The following is a 17,917-nucleotide window of genomic DNA, read 5'->3' as shown; positions in this document are numbered from 1 at the left end:
ACGGATAGTCCTCATATTGTCTTATTCAATAAGCAGTCGTGAACGACGCACAGACACCTGTGTCAGAGCGTGCGGCCAGCCGGCGCCGGCCGCAGGGTCAGGTGGTGCGGTCCGGGCGCGGTTAGGCCCGGGATTTGATGAAGGGGCGAACCAGCAGTCCCAGCGGGCCGTGGTGGTACCAGTGACGGTTGCCGCGGCTGCGGGCGTCGCGCCCCAGCGACTGGGTCAAACGATCCAGAATAATGGCCAGAATTACGATGCCGACTCCGCCGATGGACGCCAGCCCCATGTCGAGGCGGCCGATGCCGCGCAGCACCATCTGTCCCAGCCCGCCGACGGCGATCATCGAGGCGATCACCACCATCGACAGCGCCAGCATCAGCGTCTGGTTGATGCCGGCCATGATGGTCGGCATCGCCAGCGGCAACTGCACCTTAAACAGCATCTGGCGCGGGCTGGCGCCAAAAGATTGCGCTGCTTCCACCAGGTCCGCCGGCACCTGACGGATGCCGAGGATGGTCAGGCGAACAATCGGCGGCAGGGCGAAAATGATGGTCACCACCACGCCCGGCACGTTACCGATGCCGAACAGCATCACGATCGGCACCAGATAGACGAACGCCGGCGTAGTCTGCATGGCGTCCAGCAGCGGGCGCACGATACGGGCCGCGCGATCGCTGTGCGCCAGCCAGATCCCCAGCGGCAGGCCGATGATCACGCAGAAGAACAGCGCGGTCAGCACCAGCGCCAACGTGACCATTGCCTGCGACCAGGCCCCGATAGCGCCGATGGCGACGAGCGACAGCAGTGTCGCCACGCCCATGCCGAAACTGGACGCCTGCCAGGCCAGCAGCGAGAACACCAGAATGGCGATCGGCGCGGGCAGGCCGGTCAGCAGTTGCTGAAAGCTGGTGAGGATCACGTCGACCGGTACGCGAATGCCCTGAAACAGCGGGCGAAAATGCAGTACCAGCCAATCGATGCCTTCGGTCACCCAGCGGTCGAGCGGCACCAGCGTATGGCGGAACGGATCCATCAGGTTGATGTGTTCCTGTGTCGGTGTTGGCGCGCTGTTCAGCCAGTCGCTGCCGCTCTGGTGTACGTCGCTGGCGGCGGGCGGCGGCGCATTGCTCCAGGCGTCGGCGGCGTTATCCGTCGGCGGGGCGTTGCCTGCCGGCGCTGATGATGCCGCCCAGGGGTCGGCCTGCGCTGGGGTACCCGAGGAGCCCGCCGTAGCGGCATGCCCGCCCGGTGTGGCGGCGGCGTGGTTGTGGCCGGCGTTGGTCGCCGAATCCGGCGTTTGGGTGTCGTCCCAGGGGTTTTGCGTGGTGTCAGTCATTCAGCGTACTCTCCTTATCCAGCGCCTGCAGCAGCATCCCTTTGGAGATAATGCCGAGATATTCATGGTTTTCGTCCACAACAGGTACCGCGCAGGGGGCTTGCGCCACCTGAGATATCAGCTCGTTGAGCGACATCTCCGCGGGGACCGGCGTCGGGGCGGGCAATAATGCCTGCTCCAGCGGTTGCTGCTCGCGCAGCGCCTGTTTGAGGGAGTCGATGGAGACTACGCCGATGAACTTGCGCCCCCGCTCCAGCACATACCCGTACTCGCGATCCTCCTCTTGCAGGATCTTGAGCGCGGATCGCGGGCCAACGCCCGGCGTTTTGCGGATCACCGCGACCGGGCGGCGGCGGGCGATGTCTTTGGCGCTGAATACGTGGCTGATATCCACGCCGCGGAAGAAGGTGCGCACATAGTCGTTAGCCGGGTTATTGAGAATCTCATCCGGCGTGCCGACCTGAATCACCTCGCCGCTGTGCATGATGGCGATGCGATCGCCGATGCGCATCGCTTCGTCCAGATCGTGCGAAATGAACACGATGGTGCGTTGCTGGCGCGCCTGCAGCTTGATCAATTCATCCTGCATCTCGGTGCGGATCAACGGGTCGAGCGCCGAAAATGCCTCATCCATCAGCAGGATATCGGGGTCGTTGGCCAGCGCGCGGGCCAGGCCGACACGCTGGCGCATCCCGCCGGAGAGTTCGTCCGGGTAGGCGTTGGCGTACGCCTCCAGGCCGACCTGCTGCAAGGCGCTCAGCGCTTTCTGCTCGCGTTCCACGCGGGGCACCCCGGCCAGATCCATGCCGAATGCGGTGTTGTCGAGAATATTCAGGTGGGGCATCAGCGCGAAAGACTGAAACACCATGCTGATCTTCTTGCGGCGGATCGCACGCAGCGCGCCGTCCGGCAGGCGAGAGATATCCTCGCCGTCGATCAGTACCTGACCGCGAGTGGGTTCTATCAGGCGATTGAGAAGGCGTACCAGAGTGGATTTGCCGGAACCGGACAATCCCATGATCACAAAAATCTCGCCTTCTTCAATGGCCAGACTGGTGTCTTTTACCCCCACCGTCAGACCGGTTTTCTCAAAAATCTGATCCTTATTCAGCCCCTGTTCCAGGAGCCTGAATGCCCTATCGGGATGCTCGCCAAATATTTTATATAGATGTGTTACTTCAAGTTTAATTGCCATGTAATTAGGGGTTTCCTGTGTGGTTTAATTGTTTTTTCTCGCTGCCTCATGGTGGGTGACACTTTTTATACCCTACCATAAACCGACGCTCTGACAACCCTTTGGTGAGGATTGATGTCCATTTTTGGCGACTGGATGGCAATATTTATTCGAATTAATTCTTTCTGTATGAAAAGTGAAAGAGAAATTTTCTGTGGGTAAAATTGTTTATTTTTGTTTTAAATTCATATCGTTATTGTTTTTGTTGTCTGGGGTTTAATTGAATTTTTGAAAAGGGATTTCATCAGGAAAACAATGATTTTTGCAAGGTGTAAGATGAGTGAAATAATAATGTCATTTAATGCGAAATTCATATGGATTGAACGGATTGCGTCAGTGGTTGAAATGGGATATTTATGGTTTGAGTGGTCGTTTTGAAATGAGTTTTGGCGCTAAAAAATAGTCTGGTTTGAGCGGCGATTTTGACGGGGATAATGCGGTGTGATATGCCGTATTATCACGATGAAATAATCGGATGATTCTGAGTGTTTATCCCCGAAATAATGTAAGGGGACAGAAAGGCGGCCACCGGGTGAATCCCCGGTGGCTTACGTTGGTCAGCGACGGGAGTGAACGGAGCAGACACCGCGCCAGCGGCGCGAATAATCGCGGAATGTAATCAGGAAATACTGCCGGGCTCGGCCGGCAGTATCGATGTCAATCGTTGGCCTGATTTCTGGCTTGCTGCAACAGATGCAGAGTAATGTTGCGAACCTCGGCTTTGCTGCCGGCGATATGTTCGGCAAGCAACCGGCAGGCTTGCCCGCTATTCTGAGCGAGGATGGCTTGCAGGATGGCGGCATGTTCCTGATAAGTGGCCTGAATGCGATCCTGACGGGTGAAATCTAGCCGGCGGATAATGCGAATTTTTTCGGTGACGTCCCGGTGCACGCGCGCCATTTCCCGGTTGCCGGCGGCCGCGACCAGCGCCAGGTGAAAGGCTTCATCCTGCCGGGAAACCTGCTGGCCGTCATCCTGCCGCGGGTCGTCTATCCAGTACTGATGCAACGGCTGGAGCAGCGCGGCGCAGGCGTCAGGCGACAGCAGGCACAGCCGCTGCACCGCTTCCCGCTCCAGTACGATGCGCAGGTCATACAGTTCCTCGAAGTAAGCGAAATCGAACGGTTTGACCTGCCAGCCGCTGCGGTAGTACACGCTCACAAACCCCTCGGTTTCCAGCCGGAACAGCGCCTGACGGATCGGCGTGCGGCTGACCGACAGGCGTTCCGCCAGTTCGTTCTCGGTAAAGCGATCTCCCGGCAGCAACCGAAAATCGAAAATATCCTGCTTGAGCCGTTGGTAAACCTGTTCCGCCAGTACCGGCGGTTTGCTTTTATGACGCGCGTTCCGGTCGTCGGGCGCAGAGAATTGCATCCTGTTTCCTCCCGTTGTCAGGCTGGTGAGCGTTGGGTTACAAAGGCGCGCCAACCGCCGAATTCGGTAATGTCCCGCGCGCCGTTAAGCGCCGCCGGTTCACAGATGAAACCTTTGACCTGACGGCCATCCGCCAGCGTCAGCGTGCCGATGCCGAGCGGTGCCGGGACTTCCGCCACCAACTCGCCGAAGCGCGCCAGCGGGACATCCCACAGCTCCACTGTAATCGGCTGTCCCTGACCGGTGTTGACCAGTCCTGGCTTGGGCGGCTGGGTATTCGCCAGCGCGTACAGGCGGTAGTCGGCTGATGTGACGGTTTCTTCCACTTTGACGGCGTTGCGGGTCAGCAGCTGAAAATTGAGCGGCATACCGCTTAAGTGAGCGCCTACTACGGCGAGTCGTACATGATGAGGAGAGGCTGTTTCCTGCGGCGGAACCGGCGGCAGGGTATTGCCGGTAGCGCCCAGCGGCAGCGCCGTGACTGACTGCCAGCGCTGACCGAACGCCGCCAGCGCGGCGTCGTGCCAGGCCGGCGCAATCAGCGTGATGCCGGCGGGCAGGCCGTCGTCGCGAAACGGCGCCGGCAGCGCCAGCCCGCACAAATCCGCCAGATTGGTGAAGTTGGTGTAGAAGCCGAACTGCGAGTTGTAGGCCACCGGCTGTTGTTTCATCTCTTCCAGCGTATGAATGGTCGGCGCGGTGGGCACCACCAGCGCGTCAAACCCGCTTAACCGGGCGGCAATGTGCCGGGCCAGCCCCGCTCGCAGGTATTCCGCTTCAAACACCTCGCAGGCGCTGTAATCGGCGCCTTTGGCGATGATGCTGCGTACGGTCGGGTCCATCGCTTCCGGCTGTTCGTGCAGCAGGTCGCCGACCGCCACGGTGCGTTCCGCTACCCACGGCCCTTCATATAATTGACGCGCCAGCTGTTCGAACGGGCTGAAATCCAGTGGTTCCAGCGTCGCGCCCATTGACTGCAAGTGCGACAGTGCCTGCTGAAACGCTTGCTCCGCCTGCCGATCGCCAAAGAATTCCAGCGGATGCGGCACCGCCAGCCGTAACCGGGCCGACATCGTCGCCGGCGTGGTGCGGGGATGATGACGCGAATAAGCGTCGCCTTCGTCATAGCCGCCGGCCTGCATAGCGACGAGCCAGGCATCGGGCACCGTCAGTGCGAACACCGACACGCAATCGTTCAGACGGCAGGCGGGCACGACTCCCTGCGTCGACAGCCAGCCTTTGGTGGGTTTCAGACCGACGATATTGTTGAATCCGGCCGGAACGCGGCCGGAGCCAGCCGTGTCGGTGCCCAGCGCGAACGGCACCAGCCCGCGTGCGACTACCGAGGCGGAACCGGAGCTGGAGCCGCCGCTGACGTACTGCGGATTAACGCTGTTGGGAACCGCGCCAAACGGTGAGCGGGTGCCCACCAACCCGGTGGCGAACTGGTCAAGGTTGGTTTTGCCGAGCACGATGGCGCCGGCGGCTTTCAGTCGTGCGACCACCGTGGCGTCTTGCGCCGCGGTGTAAGTAAAAGCCGGACAGGCGGCGCTGGTGGGCCAACCGGCGACATCAATATTGTCTTTGACCGCAAACGGAATGCCGTAAAGCGGCAGGCGTTGGGCGTCAGGCTGGCTGAGCAGGTGGGTGATTTGCTCATGCAGTCGGGCTTCGTCGGGCAGATAAATCCACGCCGGGTCGTCAGCGCGCAGCGATCTCCAGACGGTCAGCAGGGTTTCAGTCAGGCGGTCCGGGTGCTGCTGGTGGTGGCGCTGCCACTGAGGCAACGTGAAGCCGGTATAAACAGTCTGCGATGTCATGAAATGCATTCCAGTTGGTATACAAGATGGAATGCAACATTCAAACCTTATGCCAGTTTTTTAATGCACTGTTTTTACTTGCTTTATGGTCAGTCGAGCCCGGTCTGGCAGCAGAAGAACGCACCGCGATGGCACAGCCGCATCCGGTGCGGGCTCGAAAACAGGGCATACGGGCATATGGAAAGGAGCAAAGACGGATCGCGACGCCGCGCCGCGATCCCGGTGTGATTTATTCTTTACCCAACACGAAGCCAGACATGTTGCTGGCGGCCGGCATGACGGCCTTTTCGCGGCGCGCCAGATAGCGGTAGCTGCCGGCGCCCAGCGCCACGCCGATAAACCAACTGAAATTGGCGACCTCATGCCAGGCCGGCACAAAGCTTATCACCAGCCCGATAGCCACCGAGGGCAGCAGCGCCAGCACCGCGTTCGGGTTGATGCCGTTGCGATACCAGTAGCGCCCGCTGGGGGTGTCGTTGAACAGCGCATCTACGTCGATCTTGCCGCCTTTGATCAGGTAGAAATCCGCCAGCAGGATGCCGAACAGCGGGCCGATAAACGCGCCCAGCACGTCGAGCGTGTAGTGAATCAGTTCCGGCGAGTTGAACAGGTTCCAGGGAGTCAGCAGCACCGAGCCGACCGCGGCGATCATCCCGCCGGTACGGAAACTGATGCGCTGCGGCGCGCAGTTGGAGAAGTCGAACGCCGGAGAAACGAAGTTGGCGACAATGTTGATGCCGATGGTAGCGACAATCATGGTCAGCAGGCCTAACGCCACCGCCACGCTGTTGCCGACGCGGCTGACGGTTTCGATCGGGTCGGTGATCATCTGGCCGAACAGCGACTGGGTGCCGGAGACGATCACCACCGTCACGATGGAGAACAGCAGGAAGTTGAACGGCAAACCCCAGCGGTTGCCGCGACGGATTTCCTGCATGCTTTTACCGTAACGGGAGAAATCGCCGAAGTTGAGCAACGGACCGGAGAAATAGGACACCACCAGCGCCGTGGCGGTGATCATCTGCCAGACCTGCTCGCCGCTGCTGAGGGATTTGCTGCCCAGCGTGAAGGAGATATTCTCCAGCCCGGTTTTGTATACAATCCATCCGGCCAGCGCCAGCATCACTATGTAGACCGCCGGGCCGGCGATATCAATAAAGCGCTTGATGGCGCTCATGCCGTGCCAGAACACCATCGCCTGCAGCAGCCACATCACGCCGAAGCACAGCCAGCCCAGCGCCGACAGACCGAGCCAGTGGCTGGTGGTCAGCGGCGTGAGCGACGGTACGAATTTCAACAGCACCAGCATCAGCGCGTTGGCGGCCAGATAAGTCTGGATGCCGTACCAGGCGAAAGCGATCAGCCCGCGGATCACCGCCGGAATGTTGGCGCCGAACACGCCGAAGGACTGACGGCAAATCACCGCATAGGGTACGCCGCTGAGCTGGCTGGGTTTGGCCACCAGATTGGCGCACAGTTGCACGATGCAGATACCCGCCAGCAGGCACAGCAGCACCTGCCAGCTGGCCAGACCCAGCGTAAAGAAGCTGGCCGCCACCACGTAGCCGCCCATGCTGTGTACATCCGACATCCAGAATGAAAAGATGTTGTACCAGGACCAGCTTTGTACACGCGTCGGGGCCAAATCTTCATTGCACAGTCTCGGGCTGTAATGCGCCGGGGTGTTTCCGGCGGACGTCATGTTTTCTGGCATGGAATCTGCTCCTTTTGGTGACGATAAAAATAAAGGTGAAAAAATCAGGCAGTGGGGTGTTGCAGGATTTGGGCCAGATCAGTGAATTTTGTATACAATAAATTTATTTTGTGTGTACGATTTGGCGATGAACGTGATGACGGAAGAAACCGATGAGCGATATTTACGGTCTTGGAAATGAGACATTTTTCGAGCAAAAAGATGAAGTTATCTATCAGGCACTGTTAAACGCGATCGTCGAGCATCAATTGTTGCCCGGCGCTCGCCTGCCGGAGGAGGCGCTGGCGGAGGTGTTCGGCGTCAGCCGTACCGGGATCCGCAAAGTGCTGCAGCGTTTGGCGACGGTGCAAATGATCACACTGTTGCCCAAACGTGGTGCACAGGTGGCGACGCCGACGGTGGAAGAAGCGCGTGAGATCTTTCAGACCCGTAGCCTGATGGAGTGCGCCAACCTGCCCGCGGTGATCGCGCACTGCCAGCCGCCGCATCTGGCGGCGCTGGAGAAACTGATGGCGGCGGAAGAGAAGGCGCATCAGGATCGCAACGGGCCGGAGGCGATCCGCCTGTCGGCGGCGTTTCACATCCAGTTACAGGCGATTTCCGGCAACAGCGTGCTGACCAGCATGGTGTCGCAACTGACGTTGCGATCGTCGCTGGTGATCGCCGCCTACGGCGCGCCCTGGCAGCAGGGATGCCGCTGTCACGATCATCACGATCTGCTGGCGTTGTTGCGTAACCGGGATCTGGCGGCGCTGACCAGCGCCATGCAGCAACATTTCGACGATATCGTCGCCAGCCTGCGTTTTGACGGCGACGGCGCGACCACGCCGGATTTCTCGCGGTTGTTCAGCCATCTGAAGCCGTTCGGTCGTAATAAAGAGGAGCAAGCCGAATGAGCCAATGCGTAATTCAGGTGATCAACCCCAACACCAGCCTGGCGATGACCGAAACCATCGGCGAGGCGGCGCGGCGAGTGGCTGCTCCCGGCACCGACATTCTGGCGGTATGCCCGTCGCAGGGCGTGCCGTCGATAGAAGGACATTTTGACGAAGCGGTGGCGACGCTCGGGGTGCTGGAGCAAATTCGGCTGGGCCGCGAGCAGGGCGTCAGCGGCCATGTCATCGCCTGTTTTGGCGACCCCGGCCTGCTGGCGGCGCGGGAACTGGCGCGCGCGCCGGTGGTGGGCATCGCTGAAGCGGCGATGCACCTGGCGACGCTGGTGGCGACGCGCTTTTCCATCGTCACCACGCTGCCGCGCACGCTGATCATCGCCCGTCATCTGTTGCAGCGTTACGGTTTCGAGCATCACTGCGCCGCGCTGCACGCCATCGAGCTGCCGGTACTGGCGCTGGAAGACGGCCAGGGGCTGGCGCAGCACAAGGTGCGGGAAATGTGTATACAAGCTAAGCGACAGGATGGATCCGGCGCCATTGTGCTTGGCTGCGGCGGTATGGCCGATCTGGCGCAGGCGCTGACGCAGGAACTGGGGATCCCGGTTATCGACGGCGTGGGCGCGGCGGTGAAAATGGTGGAGTCGCTGATCGGGCTGGGGCTGACCACCAGTAAACACGGCGATCTTGACTATCCGCTGGACAAGCCGTTGACCGGCGCCTTCGGGGCTTTGCGTTAATCGGCGGCGTACGACGTTGCGGTCACCACAATAAGGAAAGAAACCATGACACTCTCTCAGCAATGGGGCTCTGACCCTGACTACCCGCGCGACCTGATCGGCTATGCCGGTAAACCGCCGCACGCCCGCTGGCCCGGACAGGCGCACATCGCGGTGCAGTTTGTGCTCAATTACGAAGAAGGGGCGGAAAACCATGTGCTGCACGGCGACGCCGGTTCCGAGCAGTTCCTGTCCGATATCATCGGCGCGGCCAGCTACCCGGCGCGGCACATGTCGATGGATTCGCTCTATGAGTACGGTTCCCGCGCCGGTTTCTGGCGTATTCATCAGGAATTTCAGCGCCGCGGCCTGCCGCTGACGGTGTTCGGCGTAGCGATGGCGCTGGCGCGTAATCCGGCGGTGGTCGAGGCCATCAGGGCGGCGGACTATGACGTGGTCAGCCACGGCTGGCGCTGGATTCACTACCAGAATATGGATATCGACGCCGAGCGCGCGCATTTGCAACAGGCGATCGCGGTGCACACGGAATTGTTCGGCCGGCCGCCGCTGGGCTGGTACACCGGGCGCGACAGCCCCCACACCCGGCAACTGGTGCTGGAGCAGGGCGGTTTCCTGTACGACAGCGACTACTACGGCGACGACCTGCCATTCTGGCTGCCGGTGCGGCGAGCGGACGGCGGGGTGCAGCCGCATCTGATCGTTCCCTATACGCTGGACGCCAACGACATGCGCTTCGCCTCACCACAGGGTTTCAACAGCGGCGAGCAGTTTTTCAGCTATCTGAAGGACAGCTTTGACGTGTTGTATGCCGAAGGGGATGAGGCGCCGAAGATGATGTCTATCGGCATGCACTGCCGCCTGCTGGGGCGGCCGGGACGTTTCCGGGCGTTGCAGCGCTTCCTCGATTACATCCAGCAGCACGAGCGGGTGTGGGTTTGCCGCCGTCAGGATATCGCCGAACACTGGTATCGGGCACATCCGTATCAGGGGTGATGAGGCGCCACCGGCCTGATACGGCAATCTGCCGGCCTGATAAGCCGTATCGGGTTACGCCATCAGGCTGACGTGGGCGGCGACAATACGCCAGCCCTGCGCGGTGCGCAGCCAGGTTTGCATCTGGCGGCCGATTTTCTCACTGCCTTCACGACGAAATTCGGTGCTGGCGACCGCCATATCGCGGCCGTAGCTCGTGATCACCGTGTTTTGCAACCGGCGATCCAGCCCGGCCGACGGGCGAGCGGCGCGAAACTCGCGGATCTGTTCGATGCCGTACAGGTTTTCCGACGCGCCGTAGCGCACGGTGCGTTCATCGTGCCAGAACAGCTCGTCCAGTACCTCGATGTCGTTGCCGGTGAGCGCCTTTTCATAACGATAAAACGCGGTGGTGATCTCGGCCAGAACGTCGGGCAGATTGATCTCGGGTGTCATACGGAAGCTCCTTGTGAATGAAGGGACACGGGCGGTAAAACCCGGGCAATGCCTTGTTGTTCCAGACGCCAGGCGGCGCGCAGCGCGACATCTTCCCGCCACGGCGCGGCGATCAACTGGACGCCGATCGGCAGCCCGCCGGCGGTTGCCAGCGGTACCGTCACCACCGGCAGGCCGACGAACGAAATCGGCTGGGTCAGCATTCCCATGCTGGCGCGGATCGGCAAATCGGTGTGATTGATGCGCATGGTTTCCTGACCAATGAGCGTTGCCGGGCATGGCGTGGCCGGCGCGATCAGCAGATCGGTATCGGCGAACAGCGCCAGCATGTCGCGGCGGAAATGATCGCGGAAACGCTGCGCCTGCACGTACCAGGCCGCGGGGATCATCGCCCCGGCCAGTAGCCGTTCGCGGGAGAGTGGTTCAAACAGATCCGGCGTGGCGCGCAGGGCGGGCAGATACTGGTTGCCGCCTTCGCTGGCGGAGAGAATAAACGCCGCCGTACGCGCCAGCGCGGCATTATCCAGCGCCACGTCATCAGCGGCGTTTAACGCATTCGCCACCTGTCGTACCGCGGCGGCGGCCTGTTCATCGCACCATTGCGCGAAGTAACCGCCCAGCACCCGGCTGCGCAGCGGCGTCTCGTCCGTCAGCGACGGTACGGTCGAGCGCAGCGGTTGAATCGCCTGAAATCGATCCGCCGGATCGAACCCTTGCAGCTCGTCATACACCAGCGCCAGATCTTCAGCGCTGCGCGTCAGCGGGCCGATATGATCGAGGCTGCCGACAAACGGCTGGGTGCCGTGGCGCGACAGCCGGCCGAAGGTGGGCTTCAGCCCGAAGATCCCGCAGAGTGAAGCGGGAACGCGGATCGACCCGTTGGTGTCGCTGCCGAGCGAGAAATTCACCAGTCCGGCCGCCACCGCCGCCGCCGATCCACCGGAAGATCCGCCGGCGATACGCGTCAGATCGTGTGGATTGCGGGTGGCGCCGTAGTGACTGTTTTCGGTGGTAAAACCGTAGGCGTAGGCATCCATATTCAGCAGCCCGGACAGCAGCGCGCCGCAGGACTGTAACTGACGCACCGCAAACGCGTCCTGCGTTGCCGGCGCGCGCTGGCTGAACAGTCTGGCGCCGGCCAGCGTGGTTTCACCGGCGACGTCAAACAGGTTCTTCACCGCGTAGGGGACCGCCGCCAGCGCGGGCAGCGCCTTCCCCTGATGACGCTTGCCGTCGATGTCGGCGGCTTCCGCCAGCATACGTTGCGCGGTGACGCCGGTATAAGCGTTGACCGCCGGATTGCGCCGTTCGATTTGCGCCAGCGTGTCGCGGGCGATGTCGGTGGCGGAAAGGTGACCGCCCGTCAATTCGGCCCGTAGCGCGCGGATAGACAATTGAGCGGGGTTCATGGCCGGTACACTCCCGCCACTTCCTGGCGCTCGTCCAGCGGGAACGCCATCAGCGGCTGCGCCATCGCGGCGATGCGTGTGAATTGCACCTGCAGTTCCTGGCGACGGGCATCATCCAGCTCCAGTTGCAGCAGGGTTTCCATCTGTTGCAGGTACGCGGCCAGCGCGTCCTGATCGATATCCTTTTTTTCCATGAGCAAAGACCTTATCAGGGGGTGAGATTAGCCAGGTAGCGAGATTAAAATCCGGCGGCGCTGCCGTTGCTGCGCGGATCGCTGGCGCCTTCCAGCATGCCGTTGGCATGACGGACGATGGCGCCGGCATGGCCGACGGTTTCGCTAAATCCGGTGAGCAGTTCCACGTCGTGGCCCAGCGTGCGCAGCGCCTCGACGGTGGCCGGGGTGAAGCGGTCTTCCAGTTTCAGCGTGTCGGAAGATTGGCCCCAGGTGCGGCCCAGCAACCAGCGCGGCGCGGTAATCGCCTGTTGCAGCGGCACGCCCTGCATCACGTGGCGGATGAACAACGCCGCCTGCGTCTGCGGCTGGCCGTCGCCGCCCATCGAGCCGTAGACCATGGTGCGTCCGTCAGACAGTCGCGCCGCCGCCGGATTAAGGGTGTGAAACGGCTGCTTGCCCGGTTCCAGCGCCAGCAGGTGATTCGGATCCAGACTGAAGGAAGCGCCGCGGTTTTGCCACAGCACGCCGGTGCCCGGCAACACCATGCCGCTGCCGAATTCGTGATAAATGCTCTGGATAAACGACACCGACAGGCCGTGGCGATCGCATACGCCCAGCCAGACGGTGTCGCCCGGGCCCTTGCCTTGTCCCCAGGGCGCGGCGGAGCGGGTGTCGACGTGCTTGCTCAACGTATCCAGATGGCTGGCGGATAGCAGCGCCTGAATATCCTGCGTAATCCGTTTCGGGTCGGTGATGTATTTGTCGCGCAGCCTGAAAGCCAGCTTCGTGGCTTCCACCACGCGGTGTATGGTCTGGCTGTCGCTGAGGTCTGCCATCCCCAGTCGGTCGGCGATGCCCAGAATCGCCAGCGACACCAGCCCCTGCGTCGGCGGCGCCAGATTGAACACCTCGCCTTTGCTGTGTTTCAGCACCAGCGGCGTGGCGCGTCGGGCACGGTAGTTCGCCAGATCGTCAGCGGTGACCGGCATACCCAGCTCCGCCATTTGTGCCGTCATGCGCGCCGCCAGCGCGCCGCGGTAAAAGCTGTCCAGCCCGTCCTGCGCCAGTTGCTGCAGCGTGTCGGCCAGATCCGGCTGGGTAAAACGACTGCCGGTGCGCGGGATGACGCCCTGCGGTATGAACACGCGGCAGAATTCGGCGAAATCGCTCAGTTCGTGATGACGGCTGATCAGCGCGTCTTCCTGCGACTGGGTGACCGGAATGCCGTTGCGGGCATAGCCGATGGCGTCTTCCAGCAGGCTGGCGAGCGGCAACGGGCGGCTGATGTCCAGCTCGGCGGCATACGTCAGCGCTTCCTGCCAGCCGCCCACGGTGCCGGCTACGGTCAGTGCCGCCGTTGGGCCGCGGTGTGGAATGCGGCTGGCGCCGGCGTACCGATCGCGGGTCGCCAGCGAACCGGCCGCGCCGCTGGCGTCGATGGCAATCGGGTCGCCCTGCGGCGGCACAATCAGCCAGAAACCATCGCCGCCCAGACTGTTCATATGCGGGTAAACCACCGCAATCGCGGCCGCGGCGGCGACCATCGCTTCGATGGCGTTGCCCCCGGCGCGCAGAATACGTTGCGCGCTGGCGCTGGCAAGATGATGCGGCGTGACCGCCATGCCCGACGGGGCGATATTGCTTTGCATCATGAGGGATAAGGCTCTTGTTGGACTGTAGGGTGGTCGATGCTAAGCAAAAGCCGTTCCACCTTTTCTGCTTGCTGCCGACCGACGGTTGTATGCTATGTTCAGCATAGCGCCGAAAGGATGAAACAAAAGTTACAGGATTCAAAAAAATGGCAGAGACAGGCATGAAACAGATTGATGAACGGCTACGCAGTCAGTACAGCGAATTGTCGCCGCAGGAACAGCGGGTGGCGGAGTTTATCTTCGATCATCTGGATGACCTGATCAGCTATAACAGCGCCGAACTGGCGCGGCTGAGCGGCGTGTCCAAAGCCACGGTCAGCCGCCTGTTCCGCCGCCTCGGTTACCCCAGCTACCGGGAGATGCGCGATGAGCTGCGCACCCTGCGCCAGAGCGGTATGCCGCTGACCGATAACCGGGACGCGGTGCAGGGCAACACGCTGCTGGCGCGCCATTACAAACAGGAAATGGCTAACCTGACGCAGTGGGTCAACCAGATCGATCCGCAGCAGTTCGGCGCGCTGATCGCCGCGTTGCAGCAGGCGCGGCGCGTCTGTGTTCTCGGGCTGCGCAACAGCTACCCGGTGGCGCTGCACCTGCGCCAACAATTGCTGCAAATCCGCCCGCAGGTGCCGCTGCTGGCGCAACCCGGCCAGACACTGGCGGAAGAGCTGGCGGATCTGGATGAACGGGATGTGGTGGCGGTGGTGGCGTTCCGCCGCCGTCCGCGCCTGATCCTGCCGCTGTTGCAGCAATTGCGCGCCCGGCAGATTCCGGTGTTGTTGCTGTGCGAACCGCAGGCGCATACGCTGCCGCCGCTGGCTTCCTGGGCGTTGACCGCGCCGCTGGATAGCGTATCGGCCTTTGACAGCTACGCCAGCGCCATGAGTCTGGTTAACCTGATCAGCAACGCGCTGCTGCATCAGATGCTGGCGGAGGGCCGTCAGCGCATCCACGATATTGCCGACCTTTACCTGCAACTCGACGAACTGGAACAGCGATAAACGCGCGCCTTGCTGGTGCGATTGTTCTGTTTTGGTGCAACCCTTTCCCGTTTTTATGCCCTGCCATTGTGCGTTGCGGACGGCGGGTCCGGACGCATTCGCTCACTGAACGATAGCGTTGCTCGCGCTGCTCAGCCTGTCTCTGCCTTTGCTATTAGTGGTGATGTCGCGGTGTGATATCTGGCATGCATCTTGCTTTTCTTTCTGCAACGAAGGTTTCAATATTTTTATTGAAGAATCTTTGGTTTCAAACTAACTTAACCGGGGGCACAGCAATGAAGATCGGAAAACGTTTTTTGGCGGTAGTTGGCGCAGCGCTGTTGATGGTTCAGGCCGGACAGGCGATGGCGGATCAGTTGCAGGATATCCAGAAACGCGGCGTGCTGCGTGTCGCCGTGCCGCAGGATTTCCCGCCGTTCGGCTCGGTCGGCACCGATCTGCAGCCGCAAGGCTATGACATCGACATGGCGCGCTATCTGGCCAGTGAGATGAAACTAAAGTTGCAGCTGGTGCCGGTAACCAGCGCCAACCGCGTGCCCTATCTGCAAACCGACAAGGTGGATCTGGTGATTTCCAGCCTGGGTAAAAACGCCGAACGTGAAAAAGTGATCGATTTCAGCCGCGCCTATGCGCCGTTCTTCCTCGGCGTATTTGGTCCGAAAGACACCGCTGTCGGCGCGCCCGAGGCGTTGCAGGGCAAAACCGTCGGCGTGACCCGCGGCGCGGTAGAAGACATGGTGCTGACCGAGATCGCGCCCAAGGCTGCCGACATCAAGCGCTACGAAGACAACAACACGACGCTGTCTGCCTACCTGTCCGGTCAGGTGCAATATATCGCCACCGGCAACCTGGTGGTGGCGGCGATTGCCGAGAAGAACCCGGCCAACGCGCCGGTGGCGAAATTCATGCTGAAAGACTCGCCCTGTTACATCGGCCTGAAGAAGGACGAGCCGGCGCTGAAGGCAAAAATCAACGAGCTGATTGAAAAAGCCGTCAAGGACAACACGCTCAACGGCCTGTCCGAGAAATGGCTGAAAGCGCCGCTGCCGGCCAATCTGGGCGCGTAAGGATAAGCCATGACCTACCAGCTTCATTTCGCGGCGCTATGGCCTTACTGGCCGGAGTTATTGGCCGGCCTGTGGGTCACCGTGCAACTGACGACGATGGCGACGATCGGCGGGATCGCCATCGGCATCTGCGGCGCGGCATTGCGCAGCGGTAAGCCGACCGTGGTCAGCCGCCTGTGGGGCCTGTACGTCGAGGCGATCCGCAATACGCCGTTTGTGGTGCAACTGTTTTTCATCGTGTTCGGTCTGCCGGGGCTGGGGCTCAAACTCACCGCCGGGCAGGCCGCCCTGCTGGCGATGCTGGTCAATCTGGGGGCTTACAGCACGGAGATTATCCGCGCCGGCATCCAGGTGACGCCGAAAGGCCAGTGGGAAGCCGCGCGGGTGCTGGGGCTGTCGCGCGCCCAGACATTTACACGGGTGATTCTGCCGCCCGCGCTGCAACGGATTTATCCGGCGCTGGTTAGCCAGTGCATCATCGTGATGCTCGGTTCGTCCGTGGTATCACAGGTGTCGTACGAAGAGCTGACCTTCGCCGCCAATTTAATTCAGTCCCGGACCTTCCTCAGTTTCGAGGTGTATCTGGTGACCACGCTCTGCTATCTGGCGCTGTCGATGCTGATGCGTCAGCTGCTGTTGCTGGCCGGGCGACGCTTTTTGGGGACGCCGCGCTGATGATGACGTTTACTGACTGGGATATTGTGCGCAACCTGCTGCTGGCCGGGCGCTGGACGGTACTGCTGTCGCTGGCGGCGTTTTTCGGCGGCGTGCTGGTCACGCTGCCGTTGTTGCTGCTGCGCCTGACCAAACGTCCGTGGCCGCTGCGTCTGACCCGGCTGTACGCCGATGTGTTTCAGGGCACGCCGCTGCTGATGCAATTGTTTCTGGCGTTTTTCGGGCTGGGACTGTTCGGCATCGACGTCAGCCCGTGGACCGCCGCTGCGCTGGCGCTGACGCTGTTTACCAGCGCATTTCTGCTGGATATCTGGCACGGCAGCGTGCAGGCGCTGCCGAAAGGACAGTGGGAAGCCTGCCGCTGTCTGGGGATGAGCTTCACGCAGACGCTGACCCGGGTGATCGCCCCTCAGGCGATGCGTATCGCCATCGCGCCGACGGTCGGCTTTTCGGTGCAGGTGATCAAGGGCACCGCGCTGGCGTCGATCATCGGTTTCGTCGAACTGACCAAGGCCGGCACCATGCTCAATAACGTTACCTTCCAGCCGTTCAAGGTGTTCGGGCTGGTGGCGCTGGGCTATTTCCTGCTGTGTTACCCACTGTCGTACTACAGCCGTTATCTGGAGAAGAAATTCAATGCCGCTCATCACCATTAATCAGGTCCATAAATATTACGGCCAGAACCACGTGCTGAAAGGGGTGGATCTGGATATCGACGTGGGCGAGGTGATCTCCATCATCGGCCGTAGCGGCTCCGGCAAAAGCACCCTGCTGCGGTGCATCAACGGGCTGGAGGGCTATCAGGACGGCAGCATCAAGCTCGGCGGCATGACCATTACCGACCGCGACTCGCAGGCGCGGGAAATTAGCCGTTCGGTCGGCATGATTTTTCAGAACTTCAACCTGTTCCCGCACATGACCGCGCTGGAAAACGTGATGCTGGCGCCCAAACTGGTGCTGGGTAAAAGCGCCGCCGAGTGCCGTGAACTGGGCGTGAAGATGCTGGAGAAGGTCGGGCTGGGCGAGCGCATCGATTACTACCCGTCCAGCCTGTCCGGCGGCCAACAACAACGCGTGGCGATCGCCCGTGCGCTGGCGATGAACCCGAAGGTGCTGCTGTGCGACGAGATCACCTCCGCGCTGGACCCGGAACTGGTCGGCGAAGTGCTGAAAGTGCTGGAACAGCTGGCGGCCGAAGGCATGACGCTGATTCTGGTCACCCACGAAATGAATTTTGCCCGTGAGGTCGGCGATCGGGTGGTGTTCATGCATCAGGGCAAGGTGTGGGAACAAGGCAAAGGCGATGAACTGTTCGCCAACCCGCAGACCGCTGAACTGAAACAGTTTATCGCCTCGGTGCGGCTGTAACGCCGTGAGCCGTATGAGCGATTACGATTT

General features: G+C 61.3%; 17 protein-coding genes. 8 read left to right on the top strand and 9 right to left on the bottom strand.

The genetic code is table 11. The annotated features are described in order from the left end of the window. Positions 1 to 121: 121 nt before the first annotated feature. The 5 genes from proW to CVE23_RS17455 form a co-directional block, all read right to left on the bottom strand. Complete coding sequence (gene proW, locus CVE23_RS17475; protein ID WP_038920031.1) at positions 122 to 1,339, bottom strand: glycine betaine/L-proline ABC transporter permease ProW; 1,218 nt, start codon at positions 1,337 to 1,339, stop codon at positions 122 to 124. Beyond that, positions 1,332 to 2,534 (bottom strand): glycine betaine/L-proline ABC transporter ATP-binding protein ProV, encoded by a 1,203-nt coding sequence (gene proV, locus CVE23_RS17470; RefSeq protein WP_038666265.1) that lies wholly within the window; start codon positions 2,532 to 2,534, stop codon positions 1,332 to 1,334. Before proV ends, proW begins: the two co-directional genes overlap by 8 nt. Before the next feature lie 696 nt (positions 2,535 to 3,230). After that, positions 3,231 to 3,947, bottom strand: a complete 717-nt coding sequence (locus CVE23_RS17465; protein ID WP_100850036.1) for a GntR family transcriptional regulator — start codon at positions 3,945 to 3,947, stop codon at positions 3,231 to 3,233. Positions 3,948 to 3,964: 17 nt separating this feature from the next. Continuing rightward, positions 3,965 to 5,767: an allophanate hydrolase gene (gene atzF, locus CVE23_RS17460; RefSeq protein WP_188726104.1), complete on the bottom strand. Its 1,803-nt coding sequence runs from the start codon at positions 5,765 to 5,767 to the stop codon at positions 3,965 to 3,967. Between the two features lie 229 nt (positions 5,768 to 5,996). Further along, complete coding sequence (locus CVE23_RS17455; RefSeq protein ID WP_038920027.1) at positions 5,997 to 7,481, bottom strand: NCS1 family nucleobase:cation symporter-1; 1,485 nt, start codon at positions 7,479 to 7,481, stop codon at positions 5,997 to 5,999. A gap of 152 nt (positions 7,482 to 7,633) precedes the next feature. Here CVE23_RS17455 and CVE23_RS17450 point away from each other — a divergent pair, with 152 nt between their 5' ends. The 3 genes from CVE23_RS17450 to puuE are packed head-to-tail and all read left to right on the top strand — an operon-like array spanning position 7,634 to position 10,104. Next, complete coding sequence (locus CVE23_RS17450) at positions 7,634 to 8,377, top strand: GntR family transcriptional regulator (protein WP_038920026.1); 744 nt, start codon at positions 7,634 to 7,636, stop codon at positions 8,375 to 8,377. After that, the gene (gene hpxA / locus CVE23_RS17445; RefSeq protein WP_100850034.1) at positions 8,374 to 9,111 is read left to right on the top strand and encodes an allantoin racemase; all 738 of its coding nucleotides are present in this window, start codon (positions 8,374 to 8,376) and stop codon (positions 9,109 to 9,111) included. The genes CVE23_RS17450 and hpxA overlap by 4 nt, the downstream gene beginning before the upstream one ends. A gap of 45 nt (positions 9,112 to 9,156) precedes the next feature. Then, entirely contained in the window at positions 9,157 to 10,104 is a 948-nt protein-coding gene (gene puuE, locus CVE23_RS17440; RefSeq protein ID WP_100850033.1) for an allantoinase PuuE, read from the top strand. Between the two features lie 54 nt (positions 10,105 to 10,158). On the opposite strand, the gene hpxZ is transcribed toward puuE, so the two are convergent. The 4 genes from hpxZ to CVE23_RS17420 are packed head-to-tail and all read right to left on the bottom strand — an operon-like array spanning position 10,159 to position 13,776. Next, positions 10,159 to 10,539 (bottom strand): oxalurate catabolism protein HpxZ, encoded by a 381-nt coding sequence (gene hpxZ, locus CVE23_RS17435; RefSeq protein ID WP_038666279.1) that lies wholly within the window; start codon positions 10,537 to 10,539, stop codon positions 10,159 to 10,161. Beyond that, positions 10,536 to 11,948: an AtzE family amidohydrolase gene (locus CVE23_RS17430; RefSeq protein ID WP_100850032.1), complete on the bottom strand. Its 1,413-nt coding sequence runs from the start codon at positions 11,946 to 11,948 to the stop codon at positions 10,536 to 10,538. The genes hpxZ and CVE23_RS17430 overlap by 4 nt, the downstream gene beginning before the upstream one ends. Continuing rightward, positions 11,945 to 12,142, bottom strand: coding sequence for an oxalurate catabolism protein HpxX (hpxX, locus tag CVE23_RS17425; protein WP_038666285.1), 198 nt, complete (start codon positions 12,140 to 12,142; stop codon positions 11,945 to 11,947). The genes CVE23_RS17430 and hpxX overlap by 4 nt, the downstream gene beginning before the upstream one ends. Before the next feature lie 44 nt (positions 12,143 to 12,186). Further along, positions 12,187 to 13,776, bottom strand: a complete 1,590-nt coding sequence (locus tag CVE23_RS17420; RefSeq protein ID WP_100850031.1) for a gamma-glutamyltransferase family protein — start codon at positions 13,774 to 13,776, stop codon at positions 12,187 to 12,189. Between the two features lie 161 nt (positions 13,777 to 13,937). Between CVE23_RS17420 and CVE23_RS17415 the strand changes: the two genes are divergently transcribed. The 5 genes from CVE23_RS17415 to CVE23_RS17395 all read left to right on the top strand — a co-directional run bounded on the left by CVE23_RS17415 (position 13,938) and on the right by CVE23_RS17395 (position 17,887). Further along, the gene (locus CVE23_RS17415; protein ID WP_038920019.1) at positions 13,938 to 14,777 is read left to right on the top strand and encodes a MurR/RpiR family transcriptional regulator; all 840 of its coding nucleotides are present in this window, start codon (positions 13,938 to 13,940) and stop codon (positions 14,775 to 14,777) included. A gap of 275 nt (positions 14,778 to 15,052) precedes the next feature. Beyond that, a complete protein-coding gene (locus CVE23_RS17410) occupies positions 15,053 to 15,844 on the top strand; it encodes a transporter substrate-binding domain-containing protein (RefSeq protein ID WP_082170957.1) in 792 nt (263 codons plus the stop codon). A 9-nt stretch (positions 15,845 to 15,853) separates the two neighbouring features. Further along, the gene (locus tag CVE23_RS17405; RefSeq protein ID WP_038666293.1) at positions 15,854 to 16,519 is read left to right on the top strand and encodes an amino acid ABC transporter permease; all 666 of its coding nucleotides are present in this window, start codon (positions 15,854 to 15,856) and stop codon (positions 16,517 to 16,519) included. Next, positions 16,519 to 17,175: an amino acid ABC transporter permease gene (locus CVE23_RS17400; RefSeq protein WP_038920018.1), complete on the top strand. Its 657-nt coding sequence runs from the start codon at positions 16,519 to 16,521 to the stop codon at positions 17,173 to 17,175. Before CVE23_RS17405 ends, CVE23_RS17400 begins: the two co-directional genes overlap by 1 nt. Beyond that, positions 17,156 to 17,887 (top strand): amino acid ABC transporter ATP-binding protein, encoded by a 732-nt coding sequence (locus CVE23_RS17395; protein WP_033570587.1) that lies wholly within the window; start codon positions 17,156 to 17,158, stop codon positions 17,885 to 17,887. Before CVE23_RS17400 ends, CVE23_RS17395 begins: the two co-directional genes overlap by 20 nt. The last annotated feature ends 30 nt before the right edge of the window (positions 17,888 to 17,917 follow it).

The organism is Dickeya fangzhongdai (assembly GCF_002812485.1).
GTDB classification, from domain to species: Bacteria; Pseudomonadota; Gammaproteobacteria; order Enterobacterales; family Enterobacteriaceae; genus Dickeya; species Dickeya fangzhongdai.
The sequence above is the reverse complement of the archived record's forward strand: the minus strand, read 5'-3'. Positions and strand labels throughout refer to the sequence as shown.